Here is a 16,370-nt window from a genome sequence, read left to right on the forward strand (position 1 = left end):
TCCGGGTATTTTGCCAAAATCAGGAAGTCTTTTCCAGCGCGTCCTTAGGGCTTATCCAGCTCAGCGTTTGCGCATGAGTACAAGATCCTGATTGCTGGCAATAGCCTCAATAATCTCAAGCACTTCGAAGTGTTCGCTCCAACTGGCCATTACATACTCATGGGAATGCATCACGTCAACATAATAGTTGGTTGCATCGACGACTTGGTCAAGCTGTGAGTTATTGCCGGTATATAAAATGCCTTGACGTTGTACGGCCTGCAGTTGCTCACTTGAGGTCCGGTAGAGCGCTGACTGGGCCATGCCCTGAATTGACAACAATACCAGACCTCCGGACTCAACAATTCTATTGAGCTCTGCCAGCCAGGCATGCTGCACTGACTCTTTGAGGTGGGTCATCACTGAGATGCCTATTACCAAGTCGAAGCTGGAGCTGGCGAATGGCATGGGCGGATAGAGATCAATCAGCTGAAAATGGGCTGAGGTGATTGTTTCGGCGCAGCCACGGATATTGTCAGCATCGATATCGACCCCTGTCACCGTTGCAGCTCGCCGCGTCAAGTAGCGGGTCAGGCGGCCTGCACCGCAACCCCAGTCAAGTACCGATTTGAAGGTGCTTAATGGCCGGTCAAAACGGTCAAACAGCAGTTGTTCGAGACGATTGAGTGTTGTGGCCCCACCGAGCTTGAAAGAGCCCAAGTGGTTAGTACCGATAACACGCTCTATCCTTGCCGCAGATGGGGCAGCAACTTCCAGATCAGGATCGCTGATGAACCAGGCTGTGCGATAGGACTTGCGATGCTCACCAAATTGACCCGTGACGTTGAAACGGAGAAAACCGTTTTCGTAGGGCATTTCACCTGGTTCCAGAGGCTGCCAGCAGCGGAACCGGGAAGCATTTGTATTAGGAAGCACATTGAAGTGAGCTTTTATATCGGGTGACTCAACCGGCCAAATGACCTCTGCAAAGTCTTTACCATTCAGCAGGAAGCGGGTTTGTTCCGAGTCTTCCCAGACAGAGAGAACCCAGCCGTCGATATAGATCCCTTTAGCGCTGATATCAATGGTGTCGGGCATCCAGCGTAGATGCTTGGCAGCACTGAGTTGCATTTCGGCTTGGTAAATATCCACAAAAATACTCGTGTCGGAAATAGTCAGATATATTAGAGAGTTATAAATTGAGTTTCAAGTTGCCCTTAAGAAAGGTCTGAAGCAGTCCTGTTGAGGATGTAAATAATTCTGTTCAGAGACTCGATGGCGTTGGTCGTGCAGAATGCCGTTGACAGCCTGAATACTGCCGGGTTCTACATTCTTGATGTCATCCTCGGCTGCATGACTGTAGATAATCCTGCTAGGATCGGCAATACAGTTGGCGCCCGCCGGGCACAAACCTTTGAGAGGCTGAGGTTCCTGTTGAAATCTCGACCGATAAGCCTCGTTGGTGAAAGTGGCTACCATCTTAAAGGTCTGCTCTTTAATTGCCCGCTCGGCCTCCACCTGCCGCAGCAGACGGTCAGCGTCTTGTTTCTGCGCCGCGCTGTGGGCCGTATCAGTATCATGGCAGAAGGACGGGATGCAGAGGCTCACACCGACGCTGCTGCCTTTTTGCTTGCTATCAAAGGAGCTGCTGTCCTGCAGACTTTCGATGAGGAGGTCGCCACCGTGTTTAGCTGTACGCGCTCAGCCTCGGCCACGGCCACGGCACCTCGCAGAGTCATATCGCTGCCAGCGCTGAGGAAGAGGGTGTCAGCCTGATCCGCCAGGTTACCATCGGTTCTGTTCTGGCCGGCTTGCACGGCGTTAACCGCCTGATTGGCGTTCATAGCGATATTGGCGGCGGCCAGAGCCTGCATACGACTGGAGTCAGTGTTGCTTGCCGCCTTGACTTGGGTCTGGATCGTCTCTACCGCCTCGATCACCGGGCTGGTAATGGCGAGTGTGAGGCCCGATTGCTTGAACTTGTGTTCGCTACTTTGCTGGCCGGATTTTTTGGTCTGGGTGAAGTGGCTGTGGCTGTCACTGTTGTGTGCGGCTTCGATGGTCAGGTTGTTCCCTGTGTTGAGGCTAAGGTTTTGATCGGCCAGCAGGTTGGAACCGAGGATACGGGTATCAGCACAGCTGGTCATGGCCACCGTCAACAGCGAACGGGACAACAACATTTATTAGTTTCTCTCAAGAAAAGCCTGCAATTTTGGCCAAAAACGGGCATCGACCATACATTCATTTTCATCATTCAAATCAAAAAAGAGTGCTATCTCTTTGACACTCTGTTTACCAAGAGTAAAACATGCCCCTTCTCTCTCCATTATCTCCAAATACAAATATTCAAACGCCATGCTATACTCGTCATGATCTAAGTAATATTGAATATTACTCAATCGTTCTTTTGGTATCACATCTTTGTTCGCATCAATTTCAGACTGAATATCTGATATCAGCTTTTTCCAATCGTGATCTTTATTACCCCAAGTCATTATGGCCTCGGATTTGCTGGAACGTTAGTTGGATACGCAGAGGAAATTTGACCTGCACGAGGATGATTGTCCGGAAAGAATGTAACTCTGATATCTACTCCATCGCGAGTTCCTGAAACATATGGTGTCCCTCTAGAATCAACCAATCTAGTGAGTGAAGGGTCACTTGCGATATCAGATACTTGATGAATAATCCTATCATCGCTCCAATTAGACGGAAACTCCGTTTTTCCAAGTTTTCCAGCACCTGGTTTATGATTGGCCAATATATGTCCGCTACGACCATTTGTTAGATCAACGGAGTTACCAATAGGTGTCAGTGGCCCATTTGGCACACCACCACTCACAATAGCCCGCTGGCTCGCAATCCTTCCTTTTGCTGCTTTGATCATCGGGCCAGCCGCATCACCCACCGGGCCAAGGCTCGCCATCACGTAGTCTAGCGCAGTCTCCGCTTGATGAAAATCGTTCGCCGTTCCCAGGTAAGGTAGGAAACTGATTATCGTATTCACAAAGGTTTCTGCTCGAGCGATATTGGCAGGGTCTTCTGACCAATCGATCATTTGTACAGTGGCATGCAAGTCGTTTAACTGACGCGCTATAGACTGATCCGTTAAATACCCGCCAAATTTCTCACGGGTATGTGGGTCTTGCAGTAACTCAAGACCCGCTGTGATCTGATCTAATATGTGACCACAATCACTGCGTACTACGCGGCAGTGATCAACCGGGGCATTGATCTGCTGAACGTCTAACAGAAGCGCTTGCAGTTGGTGGTTCTGCTCTGAATCCTCTTCGGCTAAGCGTTCTAGTGCAGCATTAATGGCTTGTGTGGTCAGGTAGTTGTTCAGCACCTCGTTATACGCTGTGGCACCGCCTTGTACTCCGCCTACGGCGGCTCCAGCCGCACTGCTGGCCAGTGCAGTGAGGCCTTTGGCCAGGGTTTCATCTACACCGGCTTCTTTGAGAGCATCGGCTACTAAGGGAGCGGAGAGAGTGCCGAGGGCGGCGCCCGTAGCACCACTGGTACCACCAGTTAAGGCGCCTATAACAGTGTGGGCGGCCAGGCGTTTGAGGCCGTTATCACCCCAGTCATTTTGTAGCTGATCCGCTTGAGCGTTGAGTTGTGCGGCGCGTTCTGTATCACCAGCCGCTTCGGCCTGTCTGGCTTGTAGCCGTTTATCCAGCGCCTCTTCAAGTTTGGCATGTGCGATATCACCCACCAGCTTACTCGCCTGCTGGCCGAACTCGGCGGTAATCGCTACCTGCGCGTCGATTTCCTGACGCACCCTGTCCTGATCAAAAATCGGATTCAGGCCGGTTTCCGCATCTCCGGTGCGGACGGTTTCATTACCCGCGATACCACTGATACCGGCCGTGCTGGTGGAACTGGCGGAGCCACTGTCGTTGCCAACTCCCGCACCACCGCCGGAAGAGCCGATGCTAATACTGGCACTGCTGGCATCGTAGCGGGCGCTGTTGTGTAGATCCTGGGTCTCGGTGCCTGCGTTGGCCTAGTAGTGGTTCAGGTTGTTGTCCAGCGCCGCTTGACTGCTGGTGATCTGGCCACCGATCAGGCGGGTACCACCCTCTACGGTGATATCAAAGCCTCCGTCTCCGGCACGGATCGCGCTTTGTTGGCCGACACAGCGGGCTAAGGTAGCCCGCCATCTATCATAAAATTGTTAAAGAGCCTGTGACATTGATATCACTGTATTGGCATGATGCCGTTATCGTTATCTTTTTTTACCCTGCTATGGCAGGCCTTGCTGTGGTGCAAACAGCCCGAAGAGGCTAAAACAAAACACTCCATTAAAGCAGCCTCTGGCCGAAAGCAACGCCCCATCCGGACACATCGCAAACCTGCCCGGGTCACTGATGAACTGTGATCTACCTGAAAGCTCATCTACCCAAAGCCGGTTGCCGGACTCTGGCGCTGACCTTCAATCGCCTCTTTGCCGACCAGGGCGAATACGTTGGCAAGAGTTTTGTGGCGCAGACTATCCAGAAACACCAGTACGAGATCCGCGTACTGCAACGCAAGATCAAAAGCCGCTCCGCCTATGAGGCACCGAAAGGAAAATACTGGGGCATCGACATGACGCAGGTGGCTGATAGTCACCAGCATCAACACACTATCCTCGGTATTTGCGAACATCATTCCCGCCTGGCAGTTACCCTGAAGCGTCTGCCCAACAAGGCGTCCATCACGTTGCTCCGCTGCCTGCGGGAGGTGATCGAGCAATTTGGCAAGCCACAGATTATCCGCACCGATAATGAAACGGTCTTCACCAGTCGACTGTTCCGGCTCGGCCTGTGGCTGCTGGGCATCCGTCACCAGACCACCGAGAAACATTGCCCCTGGCAGAATGGTCGGATCGAGCGCTTCTTTGGTACCTTCAAGACGCATATCCGGCTGATCCTGATTGATGATGGCGTGCAACTGGATGAACAACTGGTCACCTTTGGCTGGTGGTATAACCATATTCGTCCGCACCAGAATTTGGGAGGACGAACACCCGCCGAAGTCTGGCTGGGTGTAGTGCCACCCAAAACAAAAAACTGGCGCTATGTGTCACTGTGGCATGGGGCCTTGCGTGGGTTTTACGTGCCGCCGACATAGGCAGCAGTCTCCGCTCTTTAAAAAGCAGCTCCCAAAATGCACTGTCCGCGAAGGGCAGGGGCTTACCCTACTCAAAAGCAGCTCTATGCCACAGAAAGTGACTTCTGGTTGCTCAACATGACAGTTTTAAAGTAGCTGTTTGTTAGCTCATCGCTCTTTACTAACGGAAAACTGAATAATAATTGATCAACCGAGTCGGTTTTCACATGCTCTACCGTCTTGCGGACAGCGGACGGGACAACGGATTAGCGACGTCCCACAAAATTTTCTTCGCGTAATCCCGAGCAACCCCCTCATCATCGACGAACAAGACCTCATGCTGAGCTAGAAGATTTCTCCATGAAATACTTTTATCAGAAAACGCTTCATTCAGCTCTTTTCTAAATCCATCTCTGAACCACACATTTTCATCCAAATCTCTTCTAAGCTCACCGATAGCATCTTCCTCGTCATAGCCAACAGATACGCTATAGATTCCAGATAAGACAGACTCAATTAAAGAATAGTCGGGCATCTTACTTCACCGGGTAGATAGTTATTGTTCGCCAAACATTAGCAGTAGCATCGTACTGGTAAACAGCAGTCACTTTGGAAAGGTCGCCGTGAAATTGGAGAGGACCCTGAACGCCTGGGACATGAGAAACGCGGTCATAACCTCGGCCAATCACTGTCTCAGTATCGATACCTTCCACCGTTACGCGTGTTGTACCCGGCTTGCTCAATGCTATCGCACGATCCAGATAATTTTGCCGAACCAGCATATCGGACTGAGCTAGGATAGCGTCCGAATTAAACGCTGTCGATGAGGGTGGCACTACGATTTGGCCGTTTCGGACTACCGACGATCCGTCAGGAGCCACGCCAGTCACTGCTCGAACCAAAAGCTGTTGATCGGTGACGACCCCGCCATGTCGAGCGAGCGCATGACCATCAGAGGCAATTCGTACAAGCTCAGTTTGAACCTTGCTTGGAACAACCCCACCACTCCCCCGATTTTTCAGCACTTGCTTGTTCAGTCCGATGGGCAAGGCAGCCATGGCTGCCGCCCATTCGGATGACACGCCCTGTTCTTCCCAAAAACGCGTCAATGTCGCTTGCGCCATCGCACCTTCAGCACCGATGTTTTCATACATCAGAACCTGCAGGAAGGGACGCGCTTCGTTCGATATATCAAACAGCTCACCGCCTCTGTCATCATGCAGGGCGTTCATCGCATCTCGATGCAGCAGGTTATGCGGCTGGCAGGCTTCTAGTGAGGTGACACAATCGGCTTGTGCGGTTGCCAAGTTTTCATCGCTCAGCGCCAAGTAGCGCTGTACCACATCACCCATGCACTCCGTGTTACCCGCACAGCCTTCCAGCTCTCGTTTGGCACTCAGCAGTTCCTGATGACTCAGGTAGTTATTCACCACCTCATTAAAGCCTGCCGCCGCGCCTGCTGTGCTACCTGCCGCCGCTCCGGCAGCACTGCTGGCCAGTGCAGTGAGGCCTTTGGCCAGGGTTTCATCTACACCGGCTTCTTTGAGAGCATCGGCTACTAAGGGAGCGCTGAGGGTGCCGAGGGCGGCGCCCGTAGCACCACTGCTACCACCGGTTAAGGCGCCTATAACAGTATGGGCGGCCAGGCGTTTGAGGCCGTTATCACCCCAGTCATTTTGTAGCTGATCGGCCTGGGCGTTGAGTTGGGCGGCGCGTTCTGTATCACCAGCCGCGTCGGCCTGTCTGGCTTGTAGCCGTTTATCCAGTGCCTCTTCAAGTTTGGCATGTGCGATATCACCCACCAGCTTACTCGCCTGCTGGCCGAACTCGGCGGTAATCGCCACCTGCGCGTCGATCTCCTGACGCACCCTGTCCTGATCAAAAATCGGATTCAGGCCGGTTTCTACATCACCGGTGCGAGCGGTTTCATTGCCAGCGATACCGCTGATACCCGCTGTGCTGGTGGAACTGGCTGAGCCACTGTCGTTGCCAACTCCCGCGCCACCGCCGGAAGAGCCGATGCTAATACTGGCACTGCTGGCATCGTAACTGGCGCTGTTGAGCAGGTCTTGTGTTTCAGTACCGGCAGTGGCCTGGTAGTGGTTCAGGTTGTTGTCCACGGCGGCTTGACTGCTGGTGATTTGGCCACCGATCAGGCGGGTGCCGCCTTCTACGGTGATATCAAAGCCGCCGTCTCCGGCACGGATCGCGCTTTGTTGTCCAACACTGGTGTAGTCGGCGTTGATTTTGCTTTGACCCAGGCTGAGGCTACCGCCAACAAAGCCGGTGTTGGTGAGGCCCACTGTGATAGAGCCACCGGCGCTTTGGTTGTTTTCTTTGTGGCGGCTTTGGTCTTGCAGGCTTTCAATAGAGAGGTTACCACCCACTTTAGCCGTGACCTGGTCGGCGCTGACCACTGCGCCCTGGAGGGTGGTGTCACCGCCAGAGTCGAGGTGAACTTGATTGGCGCTGATATCGGTGTTGGTGAAGTGGGTGCGGTTACCGGCACCTTTGCCTGTAGAAGGGATCGCAGGGCTTTGCGCCTAGCTGTTGCTACTGGAGCAGCCTAGGATCTAGTTAAAAAGAACTGACCCCTTGATCCCCCCTTGATCCCCGTGGGCGTCCACTAGTGCAACGCGCATAATTTGCACCCTTGATCCTTCTTGCTCTGCATCATTACCACTATGGCTGTATCAATATCAACTCAACACCCACCGCACTCGCCTGATCAACCAGATCACCATGGATAGCCTTGCTGACCACATATAACTTCCCACGCTCCGTATCCGGGTTCAACTGCTGTAAGGCCACATCAATCGTTGCCAGATTGATCTCCTCATGGTCCCCTACCACGCCGATTGAGCTGGCAGGCTGTCTATTCAGGTAATTGACCAGTGTATTCACCGCCTGCGAACGTGTGCCTGAACGCAGTGACACCAATACCATTCGATTGGAAATAGCATTACTGGCACTTGGCACATGTAGATATAGCCTCTCTGGATCACGTGCGAATTGATCGATCGTAACCACCTGACGACTGGTTTCAGCATTCATAGGTGATGCGGCTGTTGGCTGAGGTGTTGTAGCCACACAACCAGAGAGCAGCAGGGATATAATCAGAAGAGATGAGTAGATAGGTAGTTTCACGGTACTTTCCTTGTTGGCATAATGTTTTAATCAGGGCAGGCAGTGGGCAGGCGTGACTGATAAGACCTTGCAATGATGACTATTCAGCCGAGTTTCAATACTGCGCTCTGGAATTGGGGGATTGGGTTGGCAGGCTGAAAAATGCATGCGACTGCCTCTTAAGCATGCTTGTTCTACAGTACCGTGACGATATTCAAAACCTTCTCTTTCCATACATAATACCACCAAAAAATGATGATTTGATCTCTCATCAATCTCATACAGACCAACTGCCTCATATGAATGCTGAGTCGGCCTTACAGATACAGCCCCACATTCCAGCATCGCTTTTTTTACCCCAAGCAGATCTACACCAGGCTTTGAATAATCCATAAATGCTGGATACAAACGCGGTTTTGTACAACCAGACAGAATCAGAATAATAAACATAGTAATTAAAATCATGTGCTTCATGCTCACTCCCCTTGATCCTTACTGTTCGGGAATATTAAGAGAGGGGTTGCAACCCCATATCCTCCATATTGACAGCGCTCAATCTCCCCACCATAACAAGAATGTACCGTTGGTGATTCATTGAACATATTCAACCATTCACCCAGCCGGGTGCGACCTGTCTCGCGTGTATCATAGGTGGCGGCATTACCACCCAACAACACACCCACAAAATCATCAGCATGATTCTGCAGTGTCACCGAGCTGGATTCGCCTGCTGAAAGAAAATACAACAACGACGCGGCCTTATCTGCATTGTATGCCGGCCCGAAGAAACTGACATTCGTATTGGACAACATCCCCTCACTGCCCTCACGTTGACTCAAGACTTCAAGTACATTTCCCACGGTCATAGAGCCTCGGCTGTGTCCAAACAGATCCAGGCCCGTATTCCCATAATTTTCCGCAAGGCTCTGGAGCTCTTTGGTAGCATTTGACAGGCCAAACAACTCACTCTCCATAAACTTCTGATAACCAGCCACCAACAGTTCTGAGATAGCATTATTTGCCTGTGGAAAGTGGACAAGATATACCGCATCACCCGGTGCAATCTGACTCATCTGAACAGCATACTCACTGGCAGCATTCTCATCGTTGAATATACCATTTGAAAAGACGGCTATATTGCCATTACTACCGGGTTGCAGGTTTCGCTTTTCTTCCGGAGTAAGACGTTGTCTAGTCACTTCGCCATCCTCACCAAGTACTATGCGATAAACTTCTGCTGCCGCTATAAAAATGGTTCTATACGCTTCATCTGTTAGAGCAGAAGCGATCTTGAAACTCTCCTCTTTGATGAACCGCTCTGCATTTACCTGATCTCGGAGCGATTTCACATCCTGCATCACAGCAGCAAGGTGGGCCGTGGATGCATCTCGATGTACACCTTCAAGCACCGTCTGTGATGACTGCCCTGTCAGGGCTAACTGTTGCGCTTCATCCGTAATCTGAATGACGCCTTCGCTAATAACACTGCGGGTCTGCCCATTTGATGTACCACCAGCACTTGCCGAATTCAAGCTATTGCCAACAATGCCTTTAACCATCCCGTACCGTCCCTGAGTGAACATACTGCTACCAATATTCACCCCACTGGAGCTAGCGCTGGCATCTGCCGAGTTTGTCAGATCCTCGGCAACCAAAACCGCGGTCTCTAGGGTGTTCAAATTTGCATCCACAGCATCCTGATTACTGGTGATGGCACCGCCAATGAGGTGCGTGATTCCGTCAACATTGATCTGATAACCTCTGTCTCCGGCACGAATGCCGCTTTGCTCAATGACGGAAGCAAAGCTGCCATGGGCCTGACTGTTTGATGCGCTGAGTGATCCACTGGATGTTCCATAGCAGAAGGGCGGGATGCAGAAGCTCACACCGATGCTACTGTCTTTTTGCTTGCTATCGAAATAGCTGCTGTCCTGCAGGCTTTCGATGATGAGGTCGCCGCCAGCGCTTAGCTGGATGCGCTCGGCCTCGGCCACGGCACCACGCAGGGTAATATCGCTGCCAGCGCTGAGGAAGAGGGTATCAGCACTCAGGTGGGTGTTGCTGTGTTGGATATCCAGACCATCAGCGTTACCACGTCCCTGACTGGCGCCCAGATTTAACGTGAATCCGTTGTTTTGCCCTCCGAGTGAAAACCCTATGCCGACACTGGCGCTGTTACTGCTGTTGTGGCTTTGCTGCTCGGTGATGTTTTGCGCCGCCAGCAGGTTGATCTGGCCATCGGCTTGCAAGGATGCGGTTTGCCCAGCGTGAATGCGACTGCCTTGGACGGTGATATCACTGCCCTCACCAGCACCGCTGGCCTGGAGGTTAACATTCCCAGCCGCACTGAGGCTGCTGCCGCGGGCATTGTTGGCGTGACTTTGCTCCAGGTTTTTGCTGCTGGAGCTGCCCAGGCTCAGGCTAATACCGATGCCGCCGGCCTGATTAGCCAGGTTGCCATCGGTTGTGTTCTGGCCGGCTTGCACGGCGTTAACCGCCTGGTTGGCGTTCATAGCGATATTGGCGGCGGCCAGAGCCTGCATACGACTGGAATCAGTATTGCTCGCGGCCTTGGCTTGGGTCTGGATCGTCTCTACCGCCTCGATCACTGGGCTGGTAATGGCGAGTGTGAGGCCCGATTGCTTGAACCTGTGTTCGCTGCGTTGCTGGCCGGTTTCACGGGCTTCCTGGAGGGTGATGGTTTGGGCACGGATGTCGATATCCCCGGCAGGGGCCAGCAGATCCGACCCTGTCTGAGTATAGGCGTTACCGGCGGTAAGGCTGACGTTACCGCCTACGCTGCCCACCGTGCTGGCCGCCGCGGTGGTGATCGTCTGTTGGGCATCATGGCTTTGCAGCTGACTGCCCAGGGTGATGCCGATCCCGCCGCTGCTACTGAACAGGCCGGACTTTTTGGTCTGGGTGAACTGGCTGTGGCTGTCACTGTTGTGCGCGGCTTCGATGGTCAGGTTGTTGTTGGCGTTCAGACTCAGGTCGGTATCGCTGAGTACATTAGAACCGCTAATGCGCAGGTCTTGTCCACTGCGGATGTCCACCATCTGCCCACCCAGTTCGCTGGCTTGCGACTGAGTGCTTTGGCTACTGCTACGCGTAATGGTCGTCTTTTTGCTGAAGGTGCTTCGGCTGACGCTACGCTGGCTTTCGGCCAGGCTTTCGCGGCGCTGTCCAGCCTCAATGCTGATATCACCCAGGCTGGCATTAACCAGGAGGCGGTCTTGGGCGTCCACCTGTGCGGCGCGCAGGGACACATGTTGCCCAGCCAGAATACTGACGTCACCGCCCCCGCTGATGCGACTGCCCTCTTCCTGACTATGGCTTTGGTGGTGGTAGTTGTGTTGGTTCCAGGTGATGTTATGGCTTTCACCTGTTTGTACTGTACCCAGGTTAATGTCTCCGTCAGCCTGGATCTGGGTGCTGCCGGTACCGGCATTGTGGATCTGGGCAGCCAATAGGGTCACATCACCCCCGGCACTGGCCTGCAACACACCGTCGGGGCCGCTGACATACAAACCGGCAATGCGATCGATACCACTGTGGCTGAAGGTGTTGCCCCCAGCCTGGTTGCTGGCACTGTGGGTAGTGGTTTCAACCCGGAGGTCGCGCCCGGCATCGATTAGCATGCCACGCTGGGCAACCAGGCTACCGCCCTCAAGGGTAATATCTTGCTCAGCGCTAAGGAGCGTGATGTCACCTTGAATAAGGCCACTGTTGGCGATGTTTTGCGCACTGATGTCGACCAGTTTGCGCCCGGCTATCATGCCGCTGTTGTTCAAGTCACCCGATAGAGCCAACTCAATCTCGCGGGCACTGATCAGGCTACCCGTGTTAACGTTGTTACTAAACAGCTGACCACTGGCCGCCAGGTCGCCTTGACGGGGGGATAGATAGACTTTGGGCACCAGTGCGGTAGTAGTGGAGCCATCGGGCAACTGTACAGTTTGCGTCACCAGCCAGACGATGTCGCTGGTGAGTTGAGCCATTTGCGCCGCTGATAGAGCAATGCCAAGGCGTAGCTGGTGGCTTTGGGCGAAAGTGGCACCGGCGGTCATGAGCGCTTGGTATTGCTGCTCATCACTGCTGTAATCGCCCAAAAAGCGGTAACCGGTAAGCGCCGCTACTTGTTCACGGATAAGTTTTTGCTCATAAAAGCCATCCCCCAGGTGTTTCTGGGTATGTTCGGGATCCAGGGACAGGGCTTGTAGCAAGTAATCACTGCTAAGCCACTGGCGGTAGTTGGCAAAGTGGGGATCTGTTTCAACCAGATACCTGGCGTTGCTACCTGGGACTACCTTGAAGAGGCTGCTGTTGGGCAATACCAGAGCTGGGGCACCTGCGGCGCTACCAACCTGGGCAGCCAGGATCGAAGCCGTGGCATGTGAGTTTCCGGTACCAGTACTGCTAAGGCCGCCTGTTGCTGCCTTGTCGGCAAGAGTAGTGCCACTACCTGCAGAGGTGGTGTTTTGCTGCACCTCACTCACGTTAAGGGTAATAGTGGTGACCACATCGGCTGGGTTGTAGGGGCTATGACCCGAAAATTCACGGTAGGTATGTTTACTACCGGTTTTTAACTTTCCTCCGCGCTTACGATAGGTCCAGCTTGACTGGGTGGTACCCGTCACGTTAACCACATTCTGGCCCAGAGCCTGGCGATTCTCCAGATTATCAACATCGCCCTGCAGGGTCTGACCCACTAGGATAGTACTTTTGTCATTCAGCAGGTCTTGTCCACGTAGGCTGAGGTGTCCTCCTGCATTGATTTGCCCAGGCAGGCTCGAGCTGACCTGACTTTCGTGTTCAGTGCGGGTGATGTTGTATTGTGTCCAGTGCGTAATATCCCGCCCTGCAAACTGCTGGTTGTAGGCGATAATTTTATCATCCAGCGTGTCGTACAGCGCTTCGTTAGCATCTTCCCAAGCCTCATTATTGGCATCGTACTCTGCCCAGGCATCGGTGTAAGCGGCCTGCTCTGTTTGGTACGCCTCCCAGGCTAGGTCATAGGCGGCCAGTGCTTGTTGATGGGCATCGCAAGCGGTTGGGTCAAAACCTGCTCCCGCCTCGCAACTGTCAGCACCAGAAACATCGGGTGCTGGTGGAGCCGTCGGAGCGGGCAAGGTGGGCGCTACTGGTTCAGGTGTTGGGGGTGTAAGGCCAAAATAGGCCCAGGCTGGATCGGTATGGGGATAGTCCGCTCCTGGCACGCGTGTACAGGTGTTATCGTCATCGATGTCGGTACAGCTCACATCACCCACACCAGGAATAGGAGTCTGGCCTAATACAGGTGCAGCGATGGGTTCTGGATCAGGGTCGGTCAGGTAGCGGTAGCCCCAGGCACGACTCCAACGATAAATACGCAGGTTGTTGGTGGGAATTCTTGCACTGCTGCCACGGGGCTGAATCAGGGTGATATTGCGCGGACCATCAATGACGTCCAGCGTGATCTCAAAGTGCTCATTGGTATTGCGCAGCGTGTCGGCGGCCAACGCCATATTACCCAGACTTTCAATCGTGGCACTGTTATTGTTAAGTGTGATTGCGTTGACACTGCCGTCCACGATGGCACGGTGGTTAGCATCCAGTGCACCGCCTATGGCCAGCTCCCCAGCGCTAAAGAGCAGCGAACCTTCACGGTTGATGATGTGTTGGGCGCCAATATCAAGACGCTCACGAGCGGCAATAGTGGCAGCTGTCGTTTCGCCAGCAAGGACTTCTTCGCTGTTGCTCAGCGTGTGGGCAGCGATGGCGATGCGATCACCATAGATACGCCCTGTGCCCAGGTTATTAACGCTGTAGCTGTTGATGCGAGTATCGGCACCATCTACCAGCGCCCGGTTAGTCACCGTACCGGTGCTATTTTGGGTGGTATCGAGTGTTGTCCTGCCCAGACTCAGCAGCTCACCACCAGCTTGGTTGTTAATGTGGCTAGCATGCAGGCTGAGATCTTGCCCAGCTTGCCACTGCCCCGCGTTGTTGAACAGCCCTTCATGAAGCTGTACCGTCAAATCACGCCCAGCGCGCGCATGTTGACCATCAACAGTGTTTAAGTCGCCGACCAGATCCAGCGCCATATCGCCGCCGCTTTGCAGGGTGCCATCCAGACTCAAGGTTTTGGCGGTGATATTCACAGCACTGTTGGCCGCCTGGGTGCTGCTGTTGGCTACAAGGTGGCCGCTGGTATTGATAATGACCAGGTTACGTTGACTGGGAAGGATAACGCTGTCTTGCAGGGTGAGCGCACCTTGCGCATTTAGGGTGCCATGGCTGTTGTTAATTGCCCATTGAGCCGTAATGGATAGATCCTTTCCAGCTAACACCTGACCGTCGGTATTGTTTAATGTACCAACGTGGAGGGCGATATCATCTACAACGGCTACACGGCCAGTATTCTTGAAGAGGTTAGACACGTCTATCTGCGCGGTAGCGGCTGACTGGATTTCACCAGCATTGTTCAGGTTCTGGGCATTGAGGCTGAGCGCCTGGGTGTAAAGCTGTGCACCCTGCGCTAAGGTATGCTCAATACTGCTAAGATTAGCGATGCTTGCCATCACCGTGCCGCCACTGATGGTCAAGCTGTCAACCTGCACATGCAGTTGCGGGGCGTACAAGGTGCCGTGGGTGTTCTCGAAACCCTGCCCACTAGCTTGCAGAGTTTGGGTACGGATGTAACCTGCATTGTTCAGTGTTTGCGTGGTATTCAGGTTCAAGTCGCCAGCTGCGGCTAAGGTGGCCACGGCACTGTTGCTAAGCGTACCGCTCACGCTAATGAGACCGCTGGCCAAAGGAACAGGGGCCGGGGTTGGAGCCGGTGTCGAACCCGGCGAAGGTTCAGGTTCAGGTTCAGGTGCCGGAGCAGGTTCTGGCGCTGGATTTGGATCTGGACTTGGAGCGGGTTCAGGACTAGTGAATTCCACCGCACCAATAGCACCACCAGCTTCGTTAATGAGTGCGGCAGTTTGTACCTCTAAGGATTGGGTTCCACTTTGCCAGATATCACCCTCATTGTTCAGGTTGGTCACGGTAACATCTAGACGCTGGGCATCAATCTGTCCCGTGTTGCTAAGATCACTGGCTTGAAGATTGGCCTCTAAGCCGGCCCGCAAGGTGCCGCTATTGCTCAGGCTTGCGGCCTGTTCAGGCGCACCCGCACTAAGTGTGAGATTACCTGCAGCCACCAGGCTACCACTGTGGTGCTGGGCTTCTGCTGTGTGGATGTTCACACTACCCTGCTGGGCAGTCATGCTGCCAGCCGAGCTAAGCCAACCATTAGCGTCAACATGAATATCACCCACACTCGCCGCCAGTGTGCCGTGGTGGCGCACTCCTACCCCTGCTTCAGTGCCAACCAAGCGAATATGCCCTGCATACATGCCTCCCAGCTCACTTACGTCCAATGCAAAGACAGGGACTGCGCTGCTGTCACTTTTTTCACTGGGATCAACCTGGATGTTGCCGGTGCCTCGGTGAAGGGTGTTGTCGCCGGTAACCAAATCCAACTGTTGCGCATGGATGCTGGCATTCACTTCAATGGCTCGTGCCAGTATGCCGGTGTAATCGGTCAGGGAGGCGTTCAGCCCAGCCCCATCAATACGAATAGTGCCGCGCTGTACCCTGAAGCCATCCAAGTTACCGCTATTCATGATGGCAGTACCGGTGGTCAGGGTGGCACGGTTGGCATTGATGAACCCAGCTCCGTCGACCTGAATACCGGCAGGGTTGGCGATGATGATTTCAGCCCGCTGACCACCTACTTCAATAAACCCTTTCAGTTGGCTAGGATTGTTACTGTTGACTTCGTTGAGGATGACACGCGCTTCACCTGTGGCCAGCCAGGGGTTGCCCTGTACCCAACCACCCAGTTGGGTTTGTGCATTGGTGCGGCTGTTGTTAAGCACAACGCCCTCAGCGTTGATGTCGAATTGCTTGTAGGTGTTACGGCTTACCCCGGCGGCACTAGGGGTTTGAATATTGACCAACGGCACACCATTGGCAGTTTCCAGTATATTGGGGCGCTGGTTGCCAGGAGCTGCAGGATCGGCAATGATTTGAGCTTGAGCCAAGGAACCCGCCAACGCACCCAAACCCAGTGCAGTGATGCACCCGCGTGTAACGTTAAGCACAAGTCGGTAACGGATTTGGTTCATGGCTTAATC

General features: G+C 53.5%; 13 protein-coding genes and 1 pseudogene. 3 read left to right on the forward strand and 11 right to left on the reverse strand.

The features are described from left to right. Positions 1-60 precede the first annotated feature (60 nt). Genes ACN0R1_RS10205 through ACN0R1_RS10225 form a run of 5 tightly spaced genes read right to left on the reverse strand, consistent with a single transcriptional unit; the run spans position 61 to position 3,697 of the window. Complete coding sequence (locus ACN0R1_RS10205) at positions 61-1,131, reverse strand: class I SAM-dependent methyltransferase (RefSeq protein ID WP_417582451.1); 1,071 nt, start codon at positions 1,129-1,131, stop codon at positions 61-63. A gap of 54 nt (positions 1,132-1,185) precedes the next feature. After that, positions 1,186-1,587, reverse strand: a complete 402-nt coding sequence (locus ACN0R1_RS10210) for a hypothetical protein (RefSeq protein WP_417582453.1) — start codon at positions 1,585-1,587, stop codon at positions 1,186-1,188. After that, the gene (locus ACN0R1_RS10215; protein ID WP_417582455.1) at positions 1,584-2,159 is read right to left on the reverse strand and encodes a hypothetical protein; all 576 of its coding nucleotides are present in this window, start codon (positions 2,157-2,159) and stop codon (positions 1,584-1,586) included. The genes ACN0R1_RS10210 and ACN0R1_RS10215 overlap by 4 nt, the downstream gene beginning before the upstream one ends. A gap of 3 nt (positions 2,160-2,162) precedes the next feature. After that, on the reverse strand, positions 2,163-2,474 hold the full coding sequence (locus tag ACN0R1_RS10220) for a hypothetical protein (protein WP_417582457.1): 312 nt from the start codon (positions 2,472-2,474) through the stop codon (positions 2,163-2,165). Further along, the gene (locus tag ACN0R1_RS10225; protein WP_417582459.1) at positions 2,474-3,697 is read right to left on the reverse strand and encodes an EndoU domain-containing protein; all 1,224 of its coding nucleotides are present in this window, start codon (positions 3,695-3,697) and stop codon (positions 2,474-2,476) included. Before ACN0R1_RS10225 ends, ACN0R1_RS10220 begins: the two co-directional genes overlap by 1 nt. Here ACN0R1_RS10225 and ACN0R1_RS10230 point away from each other — a divergent pair. The 3 genes from ACN0R1_RS10230 to ACN0R1_RS10240 all read left to right on the forward strand — a co-directional run bounded on the left by ACN0R1_RS10230 (position 3,680) and on the right by ACN0R1_RS10240 (position 5,097). Then, a complete protein-coding gene (locus ACN0R1_RS10230; RefSeq protein WP_417582461.1) occupies positions 3,680-3,961 on the forward strand; it encodes a hypothetical protein in 282 nt (93 codons plus the stop codon). The two genes, ACN0R1_RS10225 and ACN0R1_RS10230, sit on opposite strands and share 18 nt — an antisense overlap. 33 nt (positions 3,962-3,994) lie before the next feature. After that, positions 3,995-4,132 carry a hypothetical protein gene (locus tag ACN0R1_RS10235; RefSeq protein ID WP_417582463.1) on the forward strand — a complete coding sequence of 46 codons (138 nt, stop codon included), beginning with the start codon at positions 3,995-3,997 and terminating at the stop codon, positions 4,130-4,132. A gap of 440 nt (positions 4,133-4,572) precedes the next feature. Continuing rightward, positions 4,573-5,097 carry an integrase core domain-containing protein gene (locus tag ACN0R1_RS10240; RefSeq protein WP_417582556.1) on the forward strand — a complete coding sequence of 175 codons (525 nt, stop codon included), beginning with the start codon at positions 4,573-4,575 and terminating at the stop codon, positions 5,095-5,097. A gap of 211 nt (positions 5,098-5,308) precedes the next feature. Here ACN0R1_RS10240 and ACN0R1_RS10245 read toward each other — a convergent pair whose 3' ends face one another. The 6 genes and pseudogenes from ACN0R1_RS10245 to ACN0R1_RS10270 form a co-directional block, all read right to left on the reverse strand. Beyond that, the gene (locus ACN0R1_RS10245) at positions 5,309-5,611 is read right to left on the reverse strand and encodes a hypothetical protein (RefSeq protein ID WP_417582465.1); all 303 of its coding nucleotides are present in this window, start codon (positions 5,609-5,611) and stop codon (positions 5,309-5,311) included. Position 5,612: 1 nt separating this feature from the next. Then, on the reverse strand, positions 5,613-7,196 hold the full coding sequence (locus tag ACN0R1_RS10250) for a hypothetical protein (protein WP_417582467.1): 1,584 nt from the start codon (positions 7,194-7,196) through the stop codon (positions 5,613-5,615). Between the two features lie 258 nt (positions 7,197-7,454). After that, positions 7,455-7,604: pseudogene (locus tag ACN0R1_RS10255) on the reverse strand (hemagglutinin repeat-containing protein); the annotation flags it as partial. A 154-nt stretch (positions 7,605-7,758) separates the two neighbouring features. Next, positions 7,759-8,223 (reverse strand): hypothetical protein, encoded by a 465-nt coding sequence (locus ACN0R1_RS10260; RefSeq protein WP_417582469.1) that lies wholly within the window; start codon positions 8,221-8,223, stop codon positions 7,759-7,761. 30 nt (positions 8,224-8,253) lie between these two features. Then, positions 8,254-8,676, reverse strand: coding sequence for a hypothetical protein (locus ACN0R1_RS10265; RefSeq protein ID WP_417582471.1), 423 nt, complete (start codon positions 8,674-8,676; stop codon positions 8,254-8,256). Positions 8,677-8,678: 2 nt separating this feature from the next. Further along, on the reverse strand, positions 8,679-16,361 hold the full coding sequence (locus ACN0R1_RS10270) for a hemagglutinin repeat-containing protein (RefSeq protein WP_417582473.1): 7,683 nt from the start codon (positions 16,359-16,361) through the stop codon (positions 8,679-8,681). Between the last annotated feature and the right edge of the window lie 9 nt (positions 16,362-16,370).

Source organism: Nitrincola sp. (assembly GCF_048264025.1).
Classification (GTDB): Bacteria; Pseudomonadota; Gammaproteobacteria; order Pseudomonadales; family Balneatricaceae; genus Nitrincola.

Coding starts and splice junctions, on each gene's coding strand:
- ACN0R1_RS10270 (WP_417582473.1), bottom strand. CDS start 16,361: ATGAACCAAATCCGTTACCGACTTGTGCTTAACGTTACACGCGGGTGC.
- ACN0R1_RS10245 (WP_417582465.1), bottom strand. CDS start 5,611: ATGCCCGACTATTCTTTAATTGAGTCTGTCTTATCTGGAATCTATAGC.
- ACN0R1_RS10220 (WP_417582457.1), bottom strand. CDS start 2,474: ATGACTTGGGGTAATAAAGATCACGATTGGAAAAAGCTGATATCAGAT.
- ACN0R1_RS10215 (WP_417582455.1), bottom strand. CDS start 2,159: ATGTTGTTGTCCCGTTCGCTGTTGACGGTGGCCATGACCAGCTGTGCT.
- ACN0R1_RS10230 (WP_417582461.1), top strand. CDS start 3,680: ATGTGCGATATCACCCACCAGCTTACTCGCCTGCTGGCCGAACTCGGC.
- ACN0R1_RS10240 (WP_417582556.1), top strand. CDS start 4,573: ATGACGCAGGTGGCTGATAGTCACCAGCATCAACACACTATCCTCGGT.
- ACN0R1_RS10265 (WP_417582471.1), bottom strand. CDS start 8,676: ATGAAGCACATGATTTTAATTACTATGTTTATTATTCTGATTCTGTCT.